General features: G+C 66.2%; 19 protein-coding genes, 1 rRNA gene and 1 pseudogene. 20 read left to right on the top strand and 1 reads right to left on the bottom strand.

Annotation, left to right across the window (positions count from 1 at the left end):
* The first annotated feature begins 17 nt into the window (after positions 1 to 17).
* The 4 genes and pseudogenes from rrf to C7H84_RS09425 form a co-directional block, all read left to right on the top strand.
* Positions 18 to 130, top strand: a 5S ribosomal RNA gene (rrf, locus tag C7H84_RS09440).
* 181 nt (positions 131 to 311) lie between these two features.
* On the top strand, positions 312 to 2,387 hold the full coding sequence (locus C7H84_RS09435; protein ID WP_121858557.1) for a molybdopterin oxidoreductase family protein: 2,076 nt from the start codon (positions 312 to 314) through the stop codon (positions 2,385 to 2,387).
* Positions 2,388 to 2,523: 136 nt separating this feature from the next.
* Entirely contained in the window at positions 2,524 to 4,197 is a 1,674-nt protein-coding gene (locus tag C7H84_RS09430; protein ID WP_121858556.1) for a long-chain fatty acid--CoA ligase, read from the top strand.
* 67 nt (positions 4,198 to 4,264) lie between these two features.
* Positions 4,265 to 4,384, top strand: a pseudogene (locus tag C7H84_RS09425) (IS110 family transposase); the annotation flags it as partial.
* A gap of 86 nt (positions 4,385 to 4,470) precedes the next feature.
* Here the strand turns inward: C7H84_RS09425 and C7H84_RS09420 are convergent.
* A complete protein-coding gene (locus C7H84_RS09420) occupies positions 4,471 to 5,628 on the bottom strand; it encodes a porin (protein ID WP_121858555.1) in 1,158 nt (385 codons plus the stop codon).
* Positions 5,629 to 5,905: 277 nt separating this feature from the next.
* Between C7H84_RS09420 and coq7 the strand changes: the two genes are divergently transcribed.
* The 16 genes from coq7 (at position 5,906) to ftsZ (ending at position 24,301) form a co-directional block, all read left to right on the top strand.
* On the top strand, positions 5,906 to 6,532 hold the full coding sequence (coq7, locus tag C7H84_RS09415; protein WP_121858554.1) for a 2-polyprenyl-3-methyl-6-methoxy-1,4-benzoquinone monooxygenase: 627 nt from the start codon (positions 5,906 to 5,908) through the stop codon (positions 6,530 to 6,532).
* Between the two features lie 388 nt (positions 6,533 to 6,920).
* Positions 6,921 to 7,349 carry a division/cell wall cluster transcriptional repressor MraZ gene (gene mraZ / locus C7H84_RS09410; protein ID WP_006752433.1) on the top strand — a complete coding sequence of 143 codons (429 nt, stop codon included), beginning with the start codon at positions 6,921 to 6,923 and terminating at the stop codon, positions 7,347 to 7,349.
* A gap of 23 nt (positions 7,350 to 7,372) precedes the next feature.
* Positions 7,373 to 8,314 carry a 16S rRNA (cytosine(1402)-N(4))-methyltransferase RsmH gene (gene rsmH, locus C7H84_RS09405; RefSeq protein WP_121858553.1) on the top strand — a complete coding sequence of 314 codons (942 nt, stop codon included), beginning with the start codon at positions 7,373 to 7,375 and terminating at the stop codon, positions 8,312 to 8,314.
* Positions 8,311 to 8,652, top strand: coding sequence for a cell division protein FtsL (ftsL, locus tag C7H84_RS09400; protein ID WP_121858552.1), 342 nt, complete (start codon positions 8,311 to 8,313; stop codon positions 8,650 to 8,652). The genes rsmH and ftsL overlap by 4 nt, the downstream gene beginning before the upstream one ends.
* Positions 8,649 to 10,496, top strand: a complete 1,848-nt coding sequence (locus C7H84_RS09395; protein WP_121858551.1) for a penicillin-binding protein 2 — start codon at positions 8,649 to 8,651, stop codon at positions 10,494 to 10,496. Before ftsL ends, C7H84_RS09395 begins: the two co-directional genes overlap by 4 nt.
* Positions 10,493 to 12,031 carry a UDP-N-acetylmuramoyl-L-alanyl-D-glutamate--2,6-diaminopimelate ligase gene (locus C7H84_RS09390; protein WP_121858550.1) on the top strand — a complete coding sequence of 513 codons (1,539 nt, stop codon included), beginning with the start codon at positions 10,493 to 10,495 and terminating at the stop codon, positions 12,029 to 12,031. The genes C7H84_RS09395 and C7H84_RS09390 overlap by 4 nt, the downstream gene beginning before the upstream one ends.
* Positions 12,028 to 13,434, top strand: a complete 1,407-nt coding sequence (gene murF / locus C7H84_RS09385; RefSeq protein WP_121858549.1) for a UDP-N-acetylmuramoyl-tripeptide--D-alanyl-D-alanine ligase — start codon at positions 12,028 to 12,030, stop codon at positions 13,432 to 13,434. The genes C7H84_RS09390 and murF overlap by 4 nt, the downstream gene beginning before the upstream one ends.
* A 16-nt stretch (positions 13,435 to 13,450) precedes the next feature.
* Positions 13,451 to 14,620: a phospho-N-acetylmuramoyl-pentapeptide-transferase gene (gene mraY / locus C7H84_RS09380; RefSeq protein ID WP_121858548.1), complete on the top strand. Its 1,170-nt coding sequence runs from the start codon at positions 13,451 to 13,453 to the stop codon at positions 14,618 to 14,620.
* Between the two features lie 28 nt (positions 14,621 to 14,648).
* A complete protein-coding gene (gene murD, locus C7H84_RS09375; protein WP_121858547.1) occupies positions 14,649 to 16,160 on the top strand; it encodes a UDP-N-acetylmuramoyl-L-alanine--D-glutamate ligase in 1,512 nt (503 codons plus the stop codon).
* Positions 16,157 to 17,440, top strand: a complete 1,284-nt coding sequence (gene ftsW / locus C7H84_RS09370) for a putative lipid II flippase FtsW (RefSeq protein WP_121858546.1) — start codon at positions 16,157 to 16,159, stop codon at positions 17,438 to 17,440. The genes murD and ftsW overlap by 4 nt, the downstream gene beginning before the upstream one ends.
* Positions 17,437 to 18,540: an undecaprenyldiphospho-muramoylpentapeptide beta-N-acetylglucosaminyltransferase gene (gene murG / locus C7H84_RS09365; protein ID WP_121858545.1), complete on the top strand. Its 1,104-nt coding sequence runs from the start codon at positions 17,437 to 17,439 to the stop codon at positions 18,538 to 18,540. Before ftsW ends, murG begins: the two co-directional genes overlap by 4 nt.
* Positions 18,537 to 19,934, top strand: a complete 1,398-nt coding sequence (gene murC, locus C7H84_RS09360) for a UDP-N-acetylmuramate--L-alanine ligase (protein ID WP_121858544.1) — start codon at positions 18,537 to 18,539, stop codon at positions 19,932 to 19,934. Before murG ends, murC begins: the two co-directional genes overlap by 4 nt.
* A gap of 1 nt (position 19,935) precedes the next feature.
* Positions 19,936 to 20,877 carry a D-alanine--D-alanine ligase gene (locus tag C7H84_RS09355; RefSeq protein ID WP_121858543.1) on the top strand — a complete coding sequence of 314 codons (942 nt, stop codon included), beginning with the start codon at positions 19,936 to 19,938 and terminating at the stop codon, positions 20,875 to 20,877.
* A 19-nt stretch (positions 20,878 to 20,896) separates the two neighbouring features.
* Positions 20,897 to 21,649 (top strand): cell division protein FtsQ/DivIB, encoded by a 753-nt coding sequence (locus C7H84_RS09350; protein ID WP_121858542.1) that lies wholly within the window; start codon positions 20,897 to 20,899, stop codon positions 21,647 to 21,649.
* A gap of 26 nt (positions 21,650 to 21,675) precedes the next feature.
* Positions 21,676 to 22,908: a cell division protein FtsA gene (ftsA, locus tag C7H84_RS09345; protein WP_006752447.1), complete on the top strand. Its 1,233-nt coding sequence runs from the start codon at positions 21,676 to 21,678 to the stop codon at positions 22,906 to 22,908.
* A gap of 196 nt (positions 22,909 to 23,104) precedes the next feature.
* Positions 23,105 to 24,301, top strand: coding sequence for a cell division protein FtsZ (gene ftsZ / locus C7H84_RS09340; protein WP_121858541.1), 1,197 nt, complete (start codon positions 23,105 to 23,107; stop codon positions 24,299 to 24,301).
* The last annotated feature ends 163 nt before the right edge of the window (positions 24,302 to 24,464 follow it).

Raw genomic sequence — 24,464 nt, 5'->3', positions numbered from 1 at the left:
CGCAACAACCCTCTTTGCCTGATGACCATAGCGAGTCGGTCCCACCCCTTCCCATCCCGAACAGGACCGTGAAACGACTCTACGCCGATGATAGTGCGGATTCCCGTGTGAAAGTAGGTAATCGTCAGGCTCCCTAAGCCAAGAACCCCCGCCCGAAAGGCGGGGGTTTTTGCATTTGCGGCGCCGGAAAATTGTGCAGGCAATGACACGTTGGCGGGCGAGAGCGCCGGGCGGGAAATTCGTGCGAAACGACACGTTATTCGGCCCTTCCACGTAAAATTGCGCATCTCCACCCAGCCGCATCCACAACAATGAACGTCGCCGCTCAGATGGCCCGGGCCGTATGCCCGCACGATTGCCCGGACACCTGTGCCATGCGCGTGACGGTCGAAAACGGTCGCGCGATCAAGGTCACGGGCGATCCGGACCATCCGCCCACGCAAGGCGTGTTGTGTACGAAAGTCAGTCGATATGCGGATCGCGTTCATCATCCCGATCGTCTGACTGTCCCGCTCAAGCGCATTGGCGCGAAGGGGGAGGGGCGCTTCGCGCCAATCAGCTGGAGCGAGGCATTCGACGAGATCGGTCGTCGCCTCGGTGAAATCGCCGCGCGTGCGCCGGAGGCGATCCTGCCGTACAGCTATGCGGGCACGATGGGGCTCGTGCAGGGCGAAGGCATTGCGCAGCGGTTCTTCCACAAACTCGGCGCGTCCCGGCTCGAGCGGGCAATCTGCTCCGCGGCCGGTGCAGCCGGGCTGCGCTATACGTACGGCGGCAGCGTCGGCATGCATCTCGAGCATTTCGAGGAAAGCGAGCTGATCCTGATCTGGGGCGCCAATCCGATCGCGTCGAGCCTGCATTTCTGGACCCGGGCGCAGGAAGCCAAGCGCCGCGGCGCCCGCCTGGTCGCCATCGATCCGTATCGCTCGCTGACCGCCGAGAAATGCCACCAGCATATCGCGCTGAAACCGGGCACCGACGGCGCGTTCGCGCTCGGCATGATGCATGTGCTGATCACCGAAGATCTGCTCGATCACGACTACATCGCGCACCATACGCTCGGCTTCGACGCCCTCAAGGCACGGGCCCTGTCCTATCCGCCGGAGCGTGTCGCGCAGATCTGCGGCATCGAAGCGTCGGAACTCATCGAACTCGCGCGTCGTTACGGCGCGACCCGCAAGGCTGCGATCCGTCTGAATTACGGCATGCAGCGCGTACGCGGCGGCGGCAATGCCGTGCGCGCGATCGCGAGCCTGCCCGCGCTCACGGGCGCGTGGCGCGATCGGGCCGGCGGCTTGCTGCTGTCGTCGTCGGAAACGGCGCCGGTCAATCAGGCGGCGCTGCTGCGTCCCGATCTGATTCCCGGCTGGCCGCACAAGCTGCCGCGCATCATCAACATGAACGCGATCGGCGACACGTTGCTGCATCCCGGCGACGAGGTTTTCGGGCCGAAGGTGGAGGCGATCGTCGTCTACAACTCGAACCCGGTCGCAGTGGCGCCAGACTCGTCGAAGGTTGCCGCCGGGTTTGCGCGCGAAGATCTGTTCACGGTAGTTCTCGAGCACTTCAAGACAGATACCGCCGATTTCGCCGACATTGTGCTGCCCGCCACGACGCAGCTCGAGCATCTCGACGTTCACAAGTCGTATGGCCACACCTATGTGATGGCGAATCTGCCGGCGATCCCTCCGGTCGGCGACGCACGGCCGAACACGGAAATCTTCCGCGGCATCGCCCGCAGCATGGGGCTCGACGAGCCGTCGCTTTATCACAGCGACGAAGAGGTCGCGCAGGCCGCGCTCCGTTGGGACGACCCTGCGCTCGACAGCGACTGGGACACGTTGAAGCGCGCCGGCTGGCTGAAGCTCAAGGTGGCCGACGCACCGTTCGCAAATGGCGGCTTCCGGACGCCGTCCGGCAAATGCGAGTTCTACAGCGCACGACTCGAGCAGATGGGCATGGATCCGGTGCCCGACTACCTGCCGCCATTCGAATCGGCGGAGGCCGCACCCGAGCTTGCCGCTCGATATCCGCTCGCGATGATTTCGCCGCCGGCCAGGCACTTCCTGAACAGCACGTTTGTGAACGTGGACAGCCTGCGCAGCACCGAAGGGCAGCCGCACCTCGACATGCACCCGGCCGACGCCGCTGCGCGCGGCATCGACGACGGCGACGTCGTACGAATCTTCAACGACCGAGGGTCGATGCAGGCCGTCGCGAGGATCACCGATCGAGCGCGTGCGGGGCTCGTCGTCGGGCTGTCGATCTGGTGGAAAAAATTGTCGGCGGACGGACGGAACGCGAATGAAGTGACGAGCCAGGCGCTGACGGATCTCGGTAATTCGGCGACGTTTTACGACTGTCTCGTCGAAGTTGAGCGGACTTGACCGAAGTTCAGGATATGATCTGACGAATTTTTTCGAAAGTTCGAAGTGGGCATCTAACCCTGTTGTCTCGGGACGAGCGAGCCGCTACGATGCGTTTTAGCACGACCATTCGAAAATCAGTGAGGAGACGCGCGGCATGGACAAAATTTGGCTGAAATCGTACCCACCCGGCGTTCCGGCCGAAATTGACGCGTCTCCGTATCCTTCCATTCCCGATCTCCTCGACGAAAGCTTCAGGCAGTATCGCGACCGCACGGCGTTCGTCTGCATGGGCAAAAGCATCACGTATGGCGAACTCGATGCGCTGTCGCGCCAGTTCGGCGCGTGGCTGCAGTCGCGCGGCCTGAAGCGCGGCGCGCGCGTCGCACTCATGATGCCGAACGTGCTGCAGTACCCGGTGGCGATCGTCGCGGTGCTTCGCGCCGGCTACACCGTCGTCAACGTCAACCCGCTCTATACGCCGCGCGAACTCGAGCATCAGCTGAAGGACAGCGGGGCGGAAGCGATCGTCATCCTCGAGAACTTCGCGTCGACGCTGCAAGCCGTGATCGCGAATACCGCGGTCAAGCACGTGGTGGTCGCGTCGATGGGTGACCTGCTCGGCATCAAGGGCTGGCTCGTCAATTACGTCGTCCGCAACGTGAAGAAGATGGTGCCGGCTTGGCAACTGCCGTCGTTCACGCGTTTCAACGCGGCGTTGTCGGAAGGTGCGCGGCAGACGTTCAAGCCGCAGAAGCTCGGGCCCGACGACGTCGCGTTCCTTCAGTACACGGGCGGCACGACGGGCGTCGCGAAGGGTGCGACGCTGCTGCACAGGAACATCGTGTCGAACGTGCTGCAGGCCGGCGCATGGCACCATCCCGCGCACGAAAAGTATCCCGACGTGAAGCAGTTCGTGACGGTCGTCGCGCTGCCGCTCTATCACGTGTTTGCACTGACAGTCTGCGGCTTCCTGACGATGCGTACGGGCGGCATGGGGATCCTGATTCCGAATCCGCGCGACATCGGCGGAATGATCAAGGAACTGAAGGGTTACCAGATCTCGACGATTCCGGCCGTCAACACGCTGTACAACGCACTGCTGAACCATCCCGACTTCAACCAGCTCGACCTGTCGAAGCTCGCGATCGCCAACGGCGGCGGCATGGCGATCCAGGAAGGCGTCGCGAAGCGCTGGTACGAGAAGACCCACACGGCGATCGTCGAAGGCTATGGTCTGTCCGAAACGTCCCCGGTCGCGACCTGCAACCCCGTGACGGCGACCGAGTACAGCGGGACCATCGGCCTGCCGCTGCCGTCGACCGAGGTCGCCATTCGCGACGACGCGGGCAACGACGTCGCGCTCGGCGAGCCGGGCGAGATCTGCATCCGCGGGCCGCAGGTCATGGCCGGGTACTGGAATCGTCCGGACGAAACGGCGAAGGTGATGTGTCCGGACGGCTTCTTCAAGACCGGCGACGTCGGCGTGATGGACGCGCGCGGTTACGTGAAGATCGTCGACCGAAAGAAGGACATGATTCTGGTGTCCGGCTTCAACGTGTATCCGAACGAGGTCGAGGACGTGGTGGCGTCGCACCCGGGCGTGTTCGAGGTGGCCGCAGTCGGCGTGCCGGACGAGCACTCGGGCGAAGCCGTGAAGCTGTTCGTCGTGAAGAAGGATCCGGCGCTCACCGACAAGGACATCCTCGCTTACTGCAAGGAGCGCCTCACCGGCTACAAGCGACCCAAACTCGTCGAGTTCCGCACCGAGCTGCCGAAGACGAACGTCGGCAAGATCCTGCGGCGCGAGCTGCGCGACGGACGCGCGTAACACCGAAGGCGAACGAACGAGCCCCGCGCGAGCCGGGCTTGATGGGATGGTCGGCCAGATCCTCACTCAGTGGACTACGCTGGGTGGGGATTTTGTCCTTCTGGAACCGTACATCGGCAAGCGCGCGGACAAGGAACTGCGACGGCTGCCGGTGCAATGTGCGCGAACCATCATGCAGCGGATCGAGCGCAGCCAACCGCCACCCACCACCCGTAAAACGAAAAAGGCGCCCGAAGGCGCCTTCAATATGCTGCGGCTTGTCAGGCAAGCTGATTAGAACTTGTGACGGATGCCGACGCGCGCTGCGACCTGGTTGCTGGTGGACGACGGGTCGAGGCCGTTGATCGAAGCATGCGCCTGGACGACGTTGCCGGCCGCGTTGAGCGTGTTGCCCGAAGCATGCTGGTACACGCCGATCACGTAGACGTCCGTGCGCTTCGACAGGAAGTAGTCGACGCCCAGCGAGCCCTGGTGGTACTTGGCTGCCGAGTTGCCGTCGATCTTGCTGCCTTGCGTGTAGTCGTACGCGGCGCCGGCGATCAACGCCGGGGTCAGCTGATACTTGAAGTTGATTTCGCCGTTGTTGAACGTCGCGGTCTGGTTCACGAACGGACCGACCGAGAAGCCCTTGAACTTCGTGTTCGAATACGTCGCGCCGATCGTCGCCGCGCCGAACGTGTACGCACCGCCTGCACCGATGACCTGGTACGTGTTCGCGCTGTTCGCGTACGCGCCGTAGACCGGCGACGTCACGGCCGTCGCGGCCGCCGATGCGCCGGTGTTGAACATGCCGCCGAAGTTGGCCGGCGTGCGTGCGTTCAAGTAGCCGACACCCAACACCAGCGGGCCGTTGTTGTAACCGGCGCCGAGCGACCAGACCTGGTTCTTCGAGAACTGGCCGGCCTGACCGCCGAAGCTGTACAGACCGCCGAACGAGAAGCCGCCGTAGGTCGGGCTCGTGTACTTGATCGCGTTGTTTACACGGTACGCGTTGTTGAAGTTGTCGAGGTCGCCCGGGTGAGCGGCGATGTAGCCGCCCCACTGGTCGCCTGCCTCGAGCGGGCCGACGAAGTCGACGACGGAGTCGTACTGGCGACCCAGCGTGACCGTACCGGCCTGGCTCGACAGGCCGACGTAAGCCTGGCGGCCGAACATCAGGCCGCCCTGGCCGAGCTTGCCGGAGTTGACGTCGAAACCGTTCTCGAGCACGAAGATCGCCTTCAGGCCGCTGCCCAGATCTTCGGTGCCGCGCAGGCCGAAGCGGCTACCCTGCATCACGCCGCTTGCCAGACCGTACAGGTGGCCGCCCTTGGCGTTGTTGTTGAAGATGAGGCCTTCATCGATGATGCCGTAAAGCGTCACGCTGCTTTGCGCATGAGCTGCGCCAGCAAACGCGCCCAGCGCGACGAGCGCGAGAAGCGACTTTTTCATTAACGGATCTCCAAGAATCACTGAATTTTTTTGGCGGGGCGGATAGTTATGTTCTGTCGACGGGCCCCATCAACTTCGCAAGAAGTCGCACGTAATGTAGCAAAGCCGATTTTTCCTACAAAGCGAAATGCCGTGGCGCAAGGTCGCCATGTTTCCTTTATGCAACAATGGTTAAAATCACGGGTTAACCGCAATTTCCGCTGAATAATCAAGTCGGTTACCCAGCGGAGCACGTGTCCTTGCCGCCCGCGGCAGCACACGCAGCCAGGAGAACAGGATGGTGTTGGATGAACTGATCAGCGAATTCGATCGCGGCCTGCGATCGCTGACCGGCATTAGCCGGATGAGCCGCCCGGTGCCGGCGCCGGCGGCGGCGCCGGCCGGCGAGCTGACGCCCGCGGAGCGCACGCATGCCGCCGGGCTGATGCGCGTGAACCACGTCGGCGAGGTCTGTGCGCAGGCGCTGTATCAGGCGCAGAAGCTGACCGCGCGCTCGGCGTCGTCGAAGGCGATGTTCGAGGAAGCCGCACGCGAGGAGGAGGATCACCTCGCGTGGACCGCGCACCGGCTGAAGGAACTCGATTCTCGCCCGAGCCTGCTCAACCCGCTGTGGTACGCCGGCGCGCTCGCGATCGGCGTCGCGGCCGGCACGCTGGGCGACAAGGTGAGCCTCGGCTTCATGGCGGAGACGGAGCGCCAGGTCGAGAGCCATCTCGACGGGCACCTGTCCGACCTGCCGGCGACCGACACGGCGTCGCGCGCGATCGTCGAGCAGATGCGGCTCGACGAGGTGAAGCACGGCAAGGCCGCGACCGACGCCGGCGGGGTCGAACTGCCGCTGCCCGTGCGGATGCTGATGCGCGCCGCGTCGAAAGTCATGACGAGCACTGCGTACTATCTGTGACATTGCGGATCGGGGCGGCGTGGCACGCCGTCCCGGTCCGCCGCCCCCGATACCGCCCGTTTTTTCCGCGTTTTCCCGCCCCCGAAAGCCCCGTCCGCACGCCAGTCTGGCCCGCCTTTCTCACGTATCACCTTCACAAGTTGCACTAGCTCATTCATTTATAACGGTTTTTAGAATGAGGGCGCGCATGAGCATGTGCGCGTAAGTCCTTGTTCTAACTAACAAAATTAGTCAAAAAACCGGGCCGCTCCCTTGACCGTGCCAAACCCTTCCTCTAAAGTGGGAGACAGTGTGAGAAAGTGTATTTTTGTGTGATTTAGCAGGCTATTCCGGCTAAATTCTTGAGCGTTGAGCGGGTGCTTCGGTGCCCTGAACGGGAGAGCGGAACGTGTTCCAAGGGGCGTCGGCGCTGACGCTCGATGCGAAAGGGCGGATGTCGGTGCCGTCTCGCTATCGCGAAGCGCTGCAAGGACAGGCAGAAGGACGGGTGACTGTGACCAAGCACCCGGACGGCTGCCTGTTGCTGTTTCCGCGCCCTGAATGGGAAGTATTCCGCGCCAAGATCGCCGCGCTGCCGATGGACGCCCATTGGTGGCGCCGGATTTTCCTCGGCAACGCGATGGATGTCGATCTCGACAGCGCGGGCCGGATTCTCGTATCGCCCGAGCTGCGGATGGCGGCCGGACTCGAAAAGGAAGTCATGTTGTTGGGAATGGGTAGTCACTTCGAGCTGTGGGATTCGCAGACCTACATCGCGAAGGAGCAGGCAGCGATGGCGCAGGGCATGCCCGACGCGCTGAAGAATTTCACGTTCTGATTGCGGTGACGGAGACGCCCGCGATGGGAAACGAATTGCAGCATCGGACCGTACTGCTGGACGAAGCAGTCGAATCGCTCGTCACGCGGCCGGACGGCATGTATGTCGACGGCACGTTCGGACGCGGCGGCCATAGCCGCGCGGTACTCGCGCGGCTGGCGCCGGCCGGCCGGCTGATCGCGTTCGACAAGGATCCGCGGGCGATCGAGACGGCGCAGAGCATCGAGGATGCGCGCTTCTCGATCGTGCATGACAGCTTTGCATCGATGCGCGACGCGCTTGCGGCGCGCGGCGTCGAGAAGGTGTCGGGTGTGTTGCTGGACTTGGGCGTGTCCTCGCCGCAGGTGGACGATCCGGCGCGTGGCTTCAGCTTTCGCGCCGATGGTCCGCTGGACATGCGTATGGATCCGACGCGCGGCGAGTCGGCAGCCGAGTGGCTCGCGCGCGCATCGGTGCAGGAATTGACGGAGGTGATACGGGATTATGGGGAAGAACGGTTTGCTTTTCAGATTGCAAAGGCGCTTGTTGCTCGCCGGGCAGAGTCCGACCGTCTTGGGCCTCTCGACACCACGGGCGAGCTTGCCCAAATCGTGGGTCACGTCGTCAAAACCCGTGAGAAGGGCAAGGATCCGGCAACCCGCACCTTTCAGGCTATACGGATTCACGTCAATCAAGAGCTTGCGGACCTGCAAGTCGTACTAGACGCGGCATTGTCGTTGCTGGAGCAAGGGGGGCGGCTGGTGGTCATCAGCTTTCATTCACTCGAGGACCGGATCGTCAAGCGATTCATGCAGGCGCACGCGAGTGGGCCTGCCGTCGATCGTCGCCTGCCGATCCGTGCCGTCGATCTCCCGAGCCCGCCGCTCAAGATCATCGGCCGTCAGTTCCCGAGCGAAGCGGAAGTCGCCGCGAACCCGCGTGCCCGGTCGGCCGTGATGCGCATCGCGGAGCGCGTCACGCCATGAGCCGCTTCAATATCTTCCTGCTGATCATCGTGATGGGCTGCGCACTGTCGGTCGTCAACTCGACGAATCAGCAGCGCCAGATCTTCATTCAGCTGCAGCGCGCGCAGTCGCAGGAGCGTCAGCTCCAGCAGGACTACGCGCAGCTTCAATATCAGCAGAGCGCGCTGTCGAAGACGTCCCGCATCGAGCAACTCGCGAACGATTCGCTGAAGATGCAGTCGATCACGACCGGCCGCACGCAATACCTGACGCTGCCGCCGGGCGCCGTGAAGGCGATCGACGCGCCGATTCCCGCTTCGGCCGACGCGGCCGCGAAGGGTCACGGAGGCGCGCGATGAAACCGTCGCAAAAGCGCCAGGACGTGAAATTCTCGTCGAGCCCGGTGCTCGGCGTGCACTTGCCGATGTGGCGCTCGAAGCTCGTCGTGTTCCTGCTGTTCATGGCGTTCGTCGCGCTCACCGCGCGCGCGTTCTGGATCCAGGGGCCCGGCAACGCGTTCTATCAGAAGCAGGGCGAAAGCCGCTACCAGCGCACGCTCGAGCTGCCGGCCACGCGCGGCAAGATTCTCGACCGTAACGGGCTCGTGCTCGCGACGAGCTTGCCGGTGCGCGCGATCTGGGCGATTCCCGACGCGGTGCCGGACGATCTCGATGCCGACAAGATCAACCAGCTCGGCAAGCTCCTCGGCATGACGCAGAAGGAACTGCGCGTGAAGCTGTCGCAAGACAAGGGCTTCGTCTACGTGAAGCGCCAGGTGCCGATCGACGTCGCCGACAAGGTCGCCGCGCTCGACATTCCCGGCATCTATCAGCGCAACGAATACAAGCGCTTCTACCCGGAAGGCGAGATCACCGCTCACCTGATCGGCTTCACGAACGTCGAGGACGAGGGGCAGGAGGGCGTCGAACTGGGCGACCAGAAGATGCTGTCCGGCACGTCGGGCATGCGTCGCGTGATCAAGGACCGGATGGGGCACATCGTCGAGGATGTCGCCGAGCAGATCCCGCCGCACAACGGCACCGACGTCGACCTGTCGATCGACAGCAAGATCCAGTACATCGCATACGCGAACCTGAAGGCCGCCGTCGAGAAGTTCAAGGCGAAGGCCGGCGCGGCGATGGTCGTCGACGTGCGTACCGGCGAAGTGCTCGCGCTCGTCAACTACCCGACGTACAACCCGAATGACCGCTCGCGCATGACGGGCGAGCAGTTGCGCAACCGGATCATGACCGACGTGTTCGAGCCGGGCTCGATCATGAAGCCGTTTACGGTATCGCTCGCGCTCGACCTGCATCGCGTGACGCCGAACACGCTCGTCGAGACGGGCAACGGGCATTTCGTGCTCGACGGCGCGCCGATCACCGACGACGCGGGTTTCGGCACGCTGACGGTCGGCGGCGTGATCCAGAAGTCGAGCAACATCGGCGCGACGAAGATCGCGATGACGATGCGGCCCGAGGAAATGTGGAATATGTATACGAGCATCGGCCTCGGCCAGGCGCCGAAGGTCGGGTTCCCGGGCGCGGTGGCCGGCCGTCTGCGTCCGTGGAAGAGCTGGCGCCGCATCGAGCAGGCTACTATGTCGTACGGCTACGGCCTGTCGGTGTCGCTGTTCCAGCTCGCACGGGCGTACACGGCAATCGCGCACGACGGCGAGCTGATGCCCGTGACCATTTTCAAGACCGACCCCAATCAGCCGATCGCGGGCACGCAGGTGTTCAACCCGACCACCGCGCGCGAAGTACGCGCGATGCTCGAAACGGTGGTGGCGCCGGGCGGCACGTCGCCGGATGCGGCCGTGCCGGGCTATCGGGTCGGCGGCAAGAGCGGTACCGCGTACAAGCATGAAGGTCACGGCTACACGCGCAAGTACCGCGCGTCGTTCGTCGGGATGGCGCCGATGCCGAATCCGCGCGTCGTGATCGCGGTGTCGGTCGACGAGCCGACGGCCGGCAGCCACTTCGGCGGCCAGGTGTCCGGCCCCGTATTCTCGGCGATCGCCGGCGATACGATGCGGGCGCTGAACGTCCCGCCGAACATGCCGATCAAGCAGCTCGTCGTGTCCGACGATTCGCCGGAAGCGCCTGCCGCAAAGGGCCCGCAAAAGCTGGCCGCGGGTCGCGGCGCGAAGCATATGATCGTGTCCAGCACGACGCGTAATTCACCAGGAGTTGTTCGATGAGCGCCGCTCGCAGTTCCCATCCGGCGCATCAGCAGATCGCAGCCGCGCTCGCGTGGCTGCGTCAGCATGTGGCCCCCGCGGCGCACCTGCATGCCGACACGCGCAGCCTGCAGGCCGGCGACGTGTTTCTCGGCTATGCGGTCGACGGGGCAGACAATCGCGCTTTCATTTCCGATGCCGTCGCGCGCGGCGCGGCCGCCGTGCTGTTTCAGCCGGAAGGGCTCGCTGCCGCGCCCGCCGTGCCGGTCGCACTCGCGGTGCCCGCGCTCGACCAGCTGGCCGGCGAAATCGCCAGCGGCTGGTACGGCGACCCGAGCGACAGCCTGCTCGCGATCGGCGTGACCGGCACGAATGGCAAGACGTCGTGCACGCAGTGGATCGCCGCCGCGCTGACGGCACTGCACCAGCCGTGCGCGGTGATCGGCACGCTCGGCAGCGGCATGCCGGGCCAACTGGTGCCGACCGGCTTCACGACGCCGGACGCGCCGCAGCTGCAGCGCAGCCTCGCGCAACTGCAAGGCGCGGGCGCGAAGGCCGTCGCGATGGAGGTGTCGTCGCACGCGCTGCATCAGGGCCGCGTGAACGGCACGGCATTCGATATCGCGGTCTTCACGAACCTCACGCAGGATCACCTCGATTACCACGGCACCTTCGACGCATACGAAGCCGCGAAGGCGAAGCTGTTCGCGTGGCGCGGCCTGCGCGCGGCCGTCGTCAATCGCGACGACGCGGCCGGGCGTCGCCTGCTCGAGAAGCTGGCCGGCCGCGTGCGCACGATCGCCTACGGAATCGGCGACGCGCAGACGCCCGACGCTGATCGCGAACTGGTCGCGCTCGACGTGCATGCGACCCCGACGGGCACCGCATTCCGCCTGCGCTCGTCGTGGGGCGACGCCGACATCGAAGTCGGCACGCTCGGCACGTTCAACGTCAGCAACCTGCTGGCGGTGCTCGGCGCGCTGCTCGCGGCCGACGTGCCGTTCGACGCGGCAGTGGCCGAGATCGCGCGGCTCGAGCCCGTCAATGGCCGCATGCAGCGCCTGGGCGGCCGGCTCCAGAACGACGAACCGCTGGTCGTGATCGACTATGCGCACACGCCCGATGCGCTCGAAAAGACGCTCGACGCGCTGCGCCCGATCGCGGCTGCACGCGGCGGACGGCTCGTCTGCATGTTCGGCTGCGGCGGCGATCGCGACGCGACGAAGCGCCCGCTGATGGGCGCGATCGCCGAGCGGCTCGCCGACGACGTCGTCGTCACGAGCGACAACCCGCGCAGCGAAGATCCGCAGCGCATCATCGATCAAGTCATCGCGGGCATGACCGCGCCCGATCGCGCCCGCCGCATCGAGGATCGCGCGAGCGCGATCCTGCAGGCCGTGCGCGGCGCCGCCCGCGAGGATGTCGTCGTGCTGGCCGGCAAGGGCCACGAGGCGACGCAGGAAATCATGGGCAAGAAACGCACGTTCTCCGACCAGGATCACGCACGGCTCGCACTCGCGGCCCGCGCGACGCACGGCAAGGGAGGCGGCGAATGACGATGCTCGATCTCGGCGAAGCCGCTCGCCTGATTCCTGGCGCGACCGTCCACGGCGATCCGGCCACGACGTTCGCGCGCGTATCGACGGACAGCCGCACGGTCGGCCCGGGCGACCTGTTCGTCGCGCTGAAGGGCGAGCGCTTCGACGCGCACGACTTCCTCGGCGACGTGGCCGCGCGCGGCGCAGCCGCGGCGCTCGTCGCACACGTGCCGGCGGGTCTCGCGATGCCGGCGATCGAAGGCGGCGAAACGCGCGCCGCGCTCGGCGCGCTCGCGCACGGCTGGCGCAAGCGTTTCGCGGTGCCGCTCGTCGCGGTGACGGGCAGCAACGGCAAGACGACCGTCAAGGAAATGATCGCGTCGATCTTCGCTGCGGCGGTCGGCGTCGACGCGCGGCTCGCGACGGCCGGCAACCTGAACAACGATGTCGGCCTGCCGTTGACGCTGCTGCGTCTGTCGGCCGCGCATCGTCTCGCGGTGATCGAGATCGGCATGAATCACCCGGGCGAGACCGAAGTCCTCGCGCGCCTCACCGCGCCGACGGTCGCGCTCGTCAACAACGCGCAGCGCGAGCACCAGGAATTCATGGCGACGGTCGAAGCCGTCGCGCTCGAACACGCGGCCGTGATCCACGCACTGACGCCGGACGGCGTCGCGGTGTTTCCGGCCGACGATGCGTACGCGGGCATCTGGCGCGTCGCGGCGACCGGCAACCGGATTCTCGATTTCGCGCTGCACGACGCCGACCGGCAGGTCGACGCGCAGGTCACCGGCCGCCTGCACGGCGGCGAGCTTGCGATCGACACGCCGTCGGGCGCGGTGACGGTGCGGCTGCGCGCGCTCGGCGAGCACAACGCACGCAACGCACTGGCGGCCACGGCCGCGGCACTCGCGGCCGGCATCGAGCTGGCGGCGATCAAGCAGGGCCTCGAATCGTTCGAGCCGGTGAAGGGCCGTTTGCAGGTCAAGCAGGCGAGCGTCGGCAGCCTCGCGGGCGCGACGGTCGTCGACGACACCTACAACGCGAATCCCGACTCGATGCGCGCGGCCATCGACGTGCTGGCCGCGCAACCGGCGCCGCGCGTGCTGGTGATCGGCGACATGGGCGAAGTCGGCGACGAAGGCCCGGCATTCCATCGCGAGATCGGTGCGTATGCGCGCGAGCGCGGCATCGACGCGCTGTTCGCGCTCGGCGATGCGTCGCGCGATGCGTGCACGGCGTACGGCGCCACGGCCCGCCATTTCGACGAGGTCGGTGCGCTGGTCGCGGCGCTGCTCGCGGCGGGTTACGGCGCGCAGGCGACGGTGCTCGTGAAGGGCTCGCGGTACATGAAGATGGAGCGCGTCGTCGACGCGCTGACGAACCAATCCGCGGCGGGCACGGTGCCCGCCGCACACTGAGTAGAAGGAAGGAAGCATGCTGCTGGCGCTGGCGCAATGGCTGCAGGGAGACGCAAGCTTTTTGCGCTTGTTCACGTACCTGACGTTCCGAGCCGTGGGGGCAACCATCACCGCGCTCGGGATCGGGCTCGTGTGCGGACCGTGGGTGATCCGCAAGCTGACGCAAATGAAGGTCGGGCAGGCCGTGCGCAAGGACGGCCCGCAGAGTCATCTCGTCAAGTCGGGTACGCCGACGATGGGCGGCGTGCTGATCCTGATCGGCATCGCGGTCGCGACGCTGCTGTGGGGCGACCTGACGAACCGTTTCATCTGGATCGTGATGCTCGTCACGTTCGGTTTCGGCGTGATCGGCTGGGTGGATGACTACCGCAAGGTCGTCTACAAGGACCCGCGTGGGATGTCCTCGCGCGAAAAGTATTTCTGGCAGTCGGTGATCGGGCTGTTCGCGGCCGTCTATCTCGCATTCAGCGTGTCCGAGGCGAACAACGTGCGCGTGTTCGACCTGTTCATGGCATGGGTGCGCAGCGGCCTGTCGATGGGGCTGCCCGCGCGTGCCGACCTGATGCTGCCGTTCCTGAAGTCGATCAGCTATCCGCTCGGCGTGTGGGGCTTCATCGTGCTGACCTACTTCGTGATCGTCGGCGCGAGCAACGCGGTGAACCTGACCGACGGCCTCGACGGTCTGGTGATCATGCCGGTCGTGCTGGTCGGTGCGTCGCTCGGCGTGTTCGCGTACGTGATGGGCAGCTCGGTCTATTCGAAATACCTGTTGTTCCCGCACATCCCGGGTGCCGGCGAGCTGCTGATCTTCTGCTCCGCGATGGGTGGGGCAGGGCTCGCGTTCCTCTGGTACAACACGCACCCCGCGCAGGTGTTCATGGGCGACGTCGGCGCGCTGGCGCTCGGCGGCGCGCTCGGCACGGTCGCGGTGATCGTGCGCCAGGAAATCGTGCTGTTCATCATGGGCGGCATCTTCGTCGCGGAAACGCTGTCGGTGATGCTGCAGGTGTCGTGGTTCAAGTACACGAAGAAGCGTTACGGCGAAGGGCGCCGGCTGCTGAAGATGGCGCCGCTGCATCACCATTTCGAATTGTCCGGCTGGAAGGAAACGCAGGTGGTGGTGCGTTTCTGGATCATCACGCTGATGCTGTGCCTGTTCGGTCTGTCCACCCTCAAGCTGCGGTAAAGGAAAGGTAACAAGGATGTCTGGCGAGATGTTTGGAGATCGGCAGCGGCCGATGGTGCTCGTACTGGGGCTCGGGGAATCGGGTCTCGCGATCGCGCGATGGTGCGCGAGGCACGGGTGCCGGCTGCGTATTGCCGATACCCGCGAGGCGCCGCCGAACCTTGCCGCGCTGCAGGCCGAAGGCATCGATGCGGAATTCGTCGGGGGGCCGTTCACGCCCGCGCTGCTCGACGGCGGCGTCGAGATCGTCGGGCTCAGCCCTGGCCTGTCGCCGCTCGAACCGGCACTTGAAGCGCTGATCGCGGCCGCGCACGAGCGCGCGATCGCGGTGTGGGGCGAACTGGAATTCTTCGCGCAGGCGCTGCGCGCGCTCGGCACGAGCGGCTATCAGCCGAAGGTGCTCGCGATTACCGGCACCAACGGCAAGACCACGACGACGAGTCTCACGGGCCTGCTGTGCCAGCGTTCGGGCAAGAAGGTTGCCGTCGCCGGCAACATCAGCCCGGCGATGCTCGACCGGCTCGCGAGCGCGATCGACGAAACGGCGCTGCCCGACGTCTGGGTGCTCGAGCTGTCGAGCTTCCAGCTCGAGACCGCGCGCACGTTCGCGCCCGATGCGGCCGCGATTCTCAACATCACGCAGGATCACCTCGACTGGCACGGCAGCTTCGACGCGTATGCGGCGGCCAAGGGCCGGATCTTCGGCGCGACGACGACGCGCGTGCTCAATCGCGACGATGCGGCCGTGATGAAGTTCGCGCCGGCCGCGGGCGCCGCCGATGCGGCGCGCACGGTCACGTTCGGGCTGAATGAACCGGTGCAGGACGGCGACTATGGCCTGTCGCGCGACAACGGTATCGCGTGGCTGGTCGAAGCGGTCGACCGCGACGCACCGGACGAAACGACGACGAGCCGCCGGCGCAAGCGCGACGGCGCGCATACGCCCGACATCGCGCAGAAGCGCCTGATGCCGGCCGACGCGCTGCGCATCCGCGGGCTGCACAACGCGGCGAACGCGCTGGCCGCGTTCGCGCTCGCGCGGGCGATCGGCCTGCCGGCCGCACCGCTGCTGCATGCGCTGCGCGAATACCGCGGCGAAGCGCATCGCGTCGAAGTGATCGCGACGATCGACGATGTCGACTATGTGGACGACAGCAAGGGTACCAACGTCGGCGCGACGGTTGCCGCGCTCGACGGGCTCGCGCAGAAGATCGTGCTGATCGCGGGCGGCGACGGCAAGGGGCAGGATTTCGCGCCGCTCGTCGCGCCGGTCGCACGCTGGTGCCGCGCGGTGATGCTGATCGGCCGCGACGCGCCCGCGATTCGCGACACGCTCGCCGAAACCGGCGTGCCGCTTGCCGACCACGCGACGCTCGAAGCAGCGGTGCACGCGGCAGCCGAGCTCGCCGAGCCGGGCGACGCGGTGCTGCTGTCGCCTGCGTGCGCGAGCCTCGACATGTTCCGGAATTACGCCCATCGCGCGGAGGTATTCCGCGCGGCGGTGGATGAAGTCGCCATCGACAAAGGAGCGACGCCATGAGCTGGTCCGATCGCCTCGTCTCCCGTTTCAACGATCGCCGCGACACCGGCGGCAATGCGGCCGGCGGCCGCGTCGCGTCGGCCACGCGCGCCGCGACCGGCGGCCTCGCGAGCGTCGTCAACGGCGTGCGGCCGAGCCGCTCGCGGATGCTCGACTTCGACTACTCGCTGTTGTGGGTCGCGATCGCGCTGCTCGGGCTCGGCGTCGTGATGGTGTATTCGGCGTCGATCGCGATGCCCGATTCGCCGAAATACGCGTCGTATCGCGATTACGCGTTCCTGATGCGCCATTGCGTGTCGCTCGTCGTCGCGTTCATCGCGGCGGTGATCGCGTTCCGCGTGCCGGTGTCGACGTGGGACAAATACGCGCCGCATCTCTTCCTGATCGCGCTGGTCAGCCTCGTGATCGTGCTGATCCCGCACGTCGGCAAGGGCGTGAACGGCGCGCGCCGCTGGATTCCGCTCGGCATCACCAACATGCAGCCGTCGGAAATCATGAAGCTCGCGGTGACGATCTACGCGGCGAACTATACGGTGCGCAAGCAGGAGTACATGCAGAGCTTCGCGAAGGGCTTCCTGCCGATGGCGTTCGCGGTCGGTCTGGTCGGCGCGCTGCTGCTGCTCGAGCCGGACATGGGCGCGTTCATGGTGGTCGCCGCGATCGCGATGGGCGTGCTGTTCCTCGGCGGCGTGAACGGCAAGCTGTTCGGCGGCCTGGTCGCGACGGCGGTCGGCACCTTCACGATGCTCGTGTGGCTGTCGCCGTGGCGTCGCGAGCGGATCTTCGCGTATCTCGATCCGTGGGACGAACGCTACGCGCAGGGCAAGGCGTACCAGCTCACGCACTCGCTGATCGCGTTCGGTCGCGGCGAGTGGTTCGGTGTCGGCCTCGGCGGCAGCGTCGAGAAGCTGAATTACCTGCCCGAAGCGCATACCGACTTCATCCTCGCGGTGATCGGCGAGGAGCTCGGCTTCGTCGGCGTGCTGGTCGTGATCCTGCTCTTCTACTGGATCGTGCGCCGCGCGTTCGAGATCGGTCGCCAGGCGCTCGCGCTCGACCGCACGTTCGCGGGCCTGACGGCGAAGGGCATCGGCATCTGGTTTGGCGCGCAGACCTTCATCAACATGGGCGTGAACCTGGGCCTGCTGCCGACCAAGGGGCTGACGCTGCCGCTCGTGAGCTACGGCGGGTCGGGCATTTTGCTGAACTGCGTCGCACTCGCGGTGTTGCTGCGAGTCGACTACGAGAACCGGGTGCTGATGCGGGGAGGGAAGGTATGACCGCGTCGCGACGCACGCTGATGGTGATGGCAGGCGGCACCGGGGGCCACGTGTTCCCGGGGCTCGCAGTCGCGCACCGGATGGAAGCGGCGGGCTGGCGCGTCGTATGGCTCGGCAATCCGGCCGGGATGGAAGCGACGCTCGTGCCGAAGCACGGCATTCCGATGGAATACGTGCGCTTCGGCGGGCTGCGCGGCAAGGGCCTGAAGACCAAGCTGACGCTGCCGTTCAACCTGCTGCGCGCGTGCTGGCAGAGCCTTGGCGCGCTGCGCCGCGTGCGGCCGGACGTCGTGCTCGGGATGGGCGGCTACATCACGTTCCCGGCGGGCGTGATGACCGCGCTGTCGGGCCGTCCGCTCGTGCTGCACGAACAGAATTCGATCGCGGGCCTCGCGAACAAGGTGCTCGCGAAATTCGCGAAGCGCGTGCTTGTCGCGTTCCCCGGCGCATTGCCGCACGCGGAATGGACCGGCAACCCGATTCGCATGGAACTTGCGCGCACGGAAACGCCCAAAGCACGCTATGCATCGCGCACCGGCCCGCTGAACGTGCTGGTGGTCGGCGGCAGTCTGGGCGCAGCCGCGCTGAACGAAGTCGTGCCGCGCGCGCTGGCGCTGCTCGCGCCGGGCGAGCGTCCGCACATCGTTCACCAGGCCGGTGCGAAGCACATCGACGCGCTGAAGGCGAATTACGAAGCGGCCGGTTTTGCCGGTGGCGGCGACGTGCGGCTCGTGCCGTTCATCGACGACATGGCGAGCGCATACGCGGCGGCGGACCTCGTGATCTGCCGCTCCGGCGCGATGACGGTGTCGGAGATCGCGGCGGTGGGCGTCGCGGCGCTGTTCGTGCCGTTCCCGTACGCGGTCGACGATCACCAGACGACCAACGCCGCATTCCTCGCCGACGCGGGCGCCGCGGTGCTGGTGCAACAACGCGACCTGTCGGCCGAATTGCTGGCCGACTGGCTGCGCGGCCAGTCGCGGGCGTCGCTCGCGGACATGGCGGAGCGTTCGCGCTCGCTGGCAAAGCCCGAGGCCACCGATGAAGTCGCGCGTATCTGCGCGAAGGTGGCCGGCGCGAACCTGGAAACATTGCAATGAAACACATCGTCAAACACATTCATTTCGTCGGGATCGGCGGCGCGGGCATGAGCGGCATCGCCGAAGTGCTCGTCAATCTCGGCTACGAGGTCAGCGGCTCGGACCTGTCGCGCAACGCGGTGACCGATCGTCTCCAGGCGCTCGGCGCACGCATCGCGATCGGTCACGACGCGGCGAACATCGAGGGCGCGAACGCGGTCGTCGTGTCGACGGCCGTGCGCTCGGACAACCCGGAAGTGCTGGCCGCGCGCCACCAGGGCGTGCCGATCGTGCAGCGCGCGGTGATGCTGGCGGAGCTGATGCGCCTGAAGCAGGGCATCGCGATTGCCGGCACGCACGGCAAGACCACGACGACGAGCCTCGTCGCGAGCGTGCTCGCGGCGGGCGGGCTCGATCCGACCTTCGTGATCGGCGGCCGGCTGATCAGCGCCGGCGCGAACGCGCGGCTCGGCACGGGCGACTTCATCGTCGCCGAGGCCGACGAATCGGACGCGTCGTTCCTGAACCTGTATCCGGTGATCGAAGTCATCACGAACATCGACGCCGATCACATGGACACCTACGGCCACGATTTCGCGCGGCTCAAGCAGGCGTTCATCGAGTTCACGCAGCGCCTGCCGTTCTACGGCAGCGCGGTCGTGTGCGTCGACGATCCGAACGTGCGGCAGATCATCCCGTTCATCTCGAAGCCTGTCGTGCGCTACGGGCTGTCGCCGGACGCGCAGGTGCGCGCCGAAGACATCGACGCGCGCGACGGCCGCATGCATTTCAACGTGATCCGCGAAGGCCGTGCGCCGCTCGCGGTCGTGCTGAACATGCCGGGCCTGCACAACGTGCAGAACGCGCTCGCGGCGATCGCGATCGCGACCGATCTCGGCGTGTCGGACGACGCGATCCAGCTGGCGCTGGCGGAATTCAACGGCGTCGGCCGGCGCTTCCAGCGTTACGGCGAAGTGCCGAGCGCGGACGGCGGCCAGTACACGCTGATCGACGACTACGGCCACCACCCGGTCGAGATGGCCGCGACGATCGCGGCCGCGCGCGGCGCCTTCCCGGGCCGCCGCCTCGTGCTGGCGTTCCAGCCGCACCGCTACACGCGCACGCGCGACTGCTTCGACGACTTCGTCAACGTGCTGTCGACGGTCGACGCGCTGGTGCTGACGGAAGTCTACGCGGCCGGCGAGGCCGCAATCCCGACGGCCAGCGGCGACGCGCTGTCGCGCGCGCTGCGCGCGGTGGGGAAGGTCGACCCGGTGTTCGTCGCGACGGTCGACGACGTGCCGGACGCATTGGCGAAGGTCGCGCAGAACGGCGACGTGGTGATCACGATGGGCGCGGGTTCGATCGGCGGCGTGCCGGCGAAGGTCGTGCAGAACACGCAACAGAAGGGATGACATGAGCGGGATCGATCCGAAACGTTTCGGCAAGGTGGCGGTGTTGTTCGGCGGCGAATCCGCCGAGCGCGAGGTGTCGCTCACCTCGGGCCGCCTCGTGCTGCAGGGCCTGCGCGACGCAGGTGTCGATGCGCATCCGTTCGACCCGGCCGAGCGGCCGCTGTCGGCGCTGAAGGATGAAGGCTTCGTGCGCGCGTTCAACGCGCTGCACGGCGGCTACGGCGAGAACGGCCAGATCCAGGGCGCGCTCGATTTCTACGGGATCCGCTACACGGGCAGCGGCGTGCTCGGCTCGGCGCTCGGCCTCGACAAGTTCCGCACGAAGCTCGTGTGGCAGCAGACGGGCGTGCCGACGCCGCCGTTCGAGACGGTGATGCGCGGCGACGACTACGCGGCGCGCGCGACGGAGATCGTCGCGAAGCTCGGCCTGCCGCTGTTCGTGAAGCCGGCGAGCGAAGGCTCGAGCGTCGCGGTGCTGAAGGTGAAGACGGCCGACGCGTTGCCCGCCGCACTGTCGGAAGCCGCGACGCACGACAAGATCGTGATCGTCGAGAAGAGCATCGAAGGCGGCGGCGAATACACCGCGTGCATCGCCGGCGATCTCGACCTGCCGCTGATCAAGATCGTGCCGGCCGGCGAGTTCTACGACTACCACGCGAAGTACGTCGCCGACGATACGCAGTACCTGATTCCGTGCGGGCTGTCCGCCGAACAGGAAACGGAACTGAAGCGCATCGCACGCCGCGCGTTCGACGTGCTCGGCTGCACCGACTGGGGCCGCGCGGACTTCATGCTCGACGCCGCCGGCAATGCGTATTTCCTGGAAGTGAACACGGCCCCCGGGATGACCGACCACTCGCTGCCGCCGAAGGCCGCGCGCTCGATCGGCATCAGCTATTCGGAGCTGGTCGTGAAGGTGCTGTCGCTTACGCTCAACGACTGACGCAGGAACGGAACGACGTATGTGGAACAACGTTCGCCAACTCAACCTTGCCGCCAGCGCGCTGTACGCGCTGTTGCTGCTCGTGTTGGCGGCGGCCGGCTGCTACTGGCTGATCCAGCGTCCGACGTTCGCGCTGCGCGAAATCCGGATCGACGGCGACACCGAGCACATCAACACGCCGACGGTGCGCGCGGGCGTGGTCGGCCGGCTGAAGGGCAATTTCTTCACGGTCGATCTCGACACCGCGCGCGCCGCGTTCGAGCAGATGCCGTGGGTGCGCCACGCGAGCGTGCGGCGGGTGTGGCCGAATGCGCTGGCTGTCACGCTCGAGGAGTACAAACCGCTCGGGACCTGGGGCAGCGCGCAGCTCGTGAGCACCGACGGCGAGCTGTTCACCGCGAACCAGGGCGAACTCGATCGGGAGCTGCCGGCGTTCGACGGCCCGGAGGGCAGTGCGAAGGAAGTCGTCACGCGGTATCGCGACTTCACGAACTGGTTTGCGCCGCTGAAGGCGGCGCCGGAAGAAGTGACGCTGTCGGCGCGCTACGCGTGGACGGTGAAGCTGTCGAACGGCATGCAGGTCGAACTGGGCAAGGAGCGCACCAGCGAGACGCTGCATGACCGGAGCCAGCGCCTCGTCGCCGCATGGCCGGTCGTCACGGAGCGTTGGGGCAACGACATCGAGTACGCGGACCTGCGTTATCCGAACGGATTCGCGATTCGTGCGGCAGGCATGCGGTTCCTGACCGATACCGACAAGCGCAAGAAGTAACGAGAGATCACACGCAAGAGCACTTTATGAGCAAAGACTACAAGGATCTGCTGGTTTCCCTCGACATCGGCACGTCGAAGGTGGTGGCCATCGTCGCCGAGCTGAAGGGCGAGGGCCATTACGAGGTGATCGGCCTCGGCCAGAGCGAATCGAAAGGTCTGAAGAAGGGCGTGGTGGTCAACATCGAGGCCACCGTGCAGTCGATCCAGCGCGCGCTCGAGGAAGCCGAGCTGATGGCCGACTGCAAGATCACCAACGTGTTCACGGGGATTGCAGGCAGCCACATCCGCAGCTTCAACTCGAGCGGGATGGTCGCGATCAAGGACAAGGAAGTCACGCAGACCGACGTCGCGCGTGTGATCGAGACCGCGAAGGCGATCAACATCCCGACCGACCAGCAGGTGCTGCACATCCTCACGCAGGAATTCATCATCGACGGCCAGGAAGACGTGCGCGAGCCGATCGGGATGAGCGGCATCCGGCTGGAAGTGAAGGTGCACATCGTGACGGGCGCGGTGAGCGCCGCGCAGAACATCGTCAAGTGCGTGCGCCGCTGCGGGCTGGAAGTGAACGACCTGATCCTGCAGCCGCTTGCGTCCTCGCTGGCCGTGCTGACGGAGGACGAGAAGGATCTCGGCGTGGTGCTGGTCGACATCGGCGGCGGCACGACCGACATCGCGATCTTCGCCGAAGGCGCGATTCGCCACACCGCGGTGATTCCGATCGCCGGCGACCAGATCACGAGCGACATCGCGATGGCGCTGCGCACGCCGACGCCGGACGCGGAAGACATCAAGGTCGGCTACGGGATCGCGAAGCAGGCGCTCGCCGATCCGGACGAGATGGTCGAAGTGCCGGGCCTCGGCGAACGCGGTCCGCGCACGCTGTCGCGCCAGGCACTCGCCGCGGTGATCGAGCCGCGCGTCGAGGAGCTGTTCTCGCTCGTGCAGCAGGTCGTGCGCGAGTCGGGTTACGAAGAACTGCTGAGCTCGGGCGTGGTCATTACCGGCGGGGCATCGATGATGCCGGGCATGGTCGAGCTGGGCGAAGACATTTTCCTGAAACCGGTGCGCATCGGCGCGCCGGAGTACGCAGGCGGCCTCGCCGACGTGGTGCGCAATCCGCGCTACTCGACGGCGATGGGCCTGCTCGTCGAAGGCAGTGCTCAGCGCATGCGCGGCCGCAAGGTCGCCGTGCAGTCCGGCAACGCGGGGCAGATCTTCTCGCGGATGAAGGAATGGTTCCTGAGCAATTTTTGAGTACCCCCAGGGCTCGGCACGCCGAGCCTGCCCCCCGAGGGGGGCCAGGAAAACTTGGGACGGCCCGGCGTTTTCCTGGGACGAAGACAACGCATCGAAATTCGCGCTGGTGCCGGCGGCTGGCGCGCGACAGGGGGTTGCCCGATCTCCTGCCGAATAACGGCCGAGCAGTTTTATTTTCTTGACGGAGGCAACAATGGAATTCGAAATGCTGGAAACCGAAACCAACGGCACCATCATCAAGGTGGTGGGCGTTGGCGGCGCTGGCGGCAATGCCGTCCAGCACATGATCAACCGCGGCGTGCAGGGCGTCGACTTCATCGTGATGAATACCGACGCGCAGGCGCTGTCGCGTTCGCGTGCAACGTCGGTGATCCAGCTGGGCAACACGGGTCTGGGCGCCGGCGCGAAGCCGGAAATGGGCCGTGCGGCAGCGGAAGAGGCGCGTGAGCGCATCGCCGACGCACTGCGTGGCGCGCACATGGTGTTCATCACGGCCGGCATGGGCGGCGGCACGGGCACGGGCGCAGCGCCGGTGGTCGCGCAGATCGCGAAAGAGATGGGCATCCTGACGGTTGGCGTCGTCAGCAAGCCGTTCGAGTTCGAAGGCGGCAAGCGCATGCGCGTCGCGGAAGCGGGCTCGCAGCAACTGGAGGATCACGTCGACTCGCTGATCGTCGTCCTGAACGACAAGCTGTTCGACGTGATGGGCGATGACGCCGAGATGGACAAGTGCTTCCAGTGCGCGGACGACGTGTTGAACAACGCAGTCGCAGGCATCGCTGAAATCATCAATGTCGATGGCCTCGTGAACGTCGACTTCGAAGACGTGAAGACGGTGATGGGCGAGCAGGGCAAGGCGATGATGGGCACGGCGACGGTCGCCGGCGTCGATCGCGCACGCCTCGCGGCGGAACAGGCCGTGGCGAGCCCGCTGCTCGAAGGCGTCGATCTGTCGGGCGCGCGCGGCGTGCTGGTCAACATCACGTCGAGCCGTTCGCTGCGTCTGTCGGAAACGCGCGAAGTGATGAACACGATCAAGAGCTACGCGGCGGAAGATGCGACGGTGATCTTCGGTGCGGTGTACGACGACGCGATGGGCGATGCACTGCGCGTGACGGTCGTGGCGACGGGTCTGGGCCGTGCGGCGAAGAAGCAGCAATCGGCTCCGATGACGCTGCTGCGCACGGGCACCGACAACCAGCCGGTCAGCGCGGTCTCGCACGGCTATGCGCAGCCGCAGCACGTCAGCACGGCCGACTACGGCGCGCTCGACACGCCGGCGGTGTGGCGCAACTCGCGCGAAACCGCGGCATCGCACGTGCAGGCGCTGCAGGAGAAGGGGGTCGACACGTACGACATCCCGGCTTTCCTGCGCAAGCAGGCTGACTGACGACGCACACACAGGCGAAGCCGCGGCGCAATCGACGAGCGTGCCGCGGTAACGCCGGCGTGACGGATGCTACGGACCACGACAGGCCGCGTCGGATGCGACGCCGGGCCGGGAGACGTGCCCTCTTCGCGTGAGCGGAGCGGGATGGGACGTGCTGTCCGCA

Origin of the sequence: Burkholderia sp. Nafp2/4-1b (assembly GCF_003635165.1) — a bacterium.
Taxonomy (GTDB): domain Bacteria; phylum Pseudomonadota; class Gammaproteobacteria; order Burkholderiales; family Burkholderiaceae; genus Burkholderia.
Note: the sequence above shows the minus strand (reverse complement) of the source record. Positions and strands in the feature narration are given on the sequence as shown.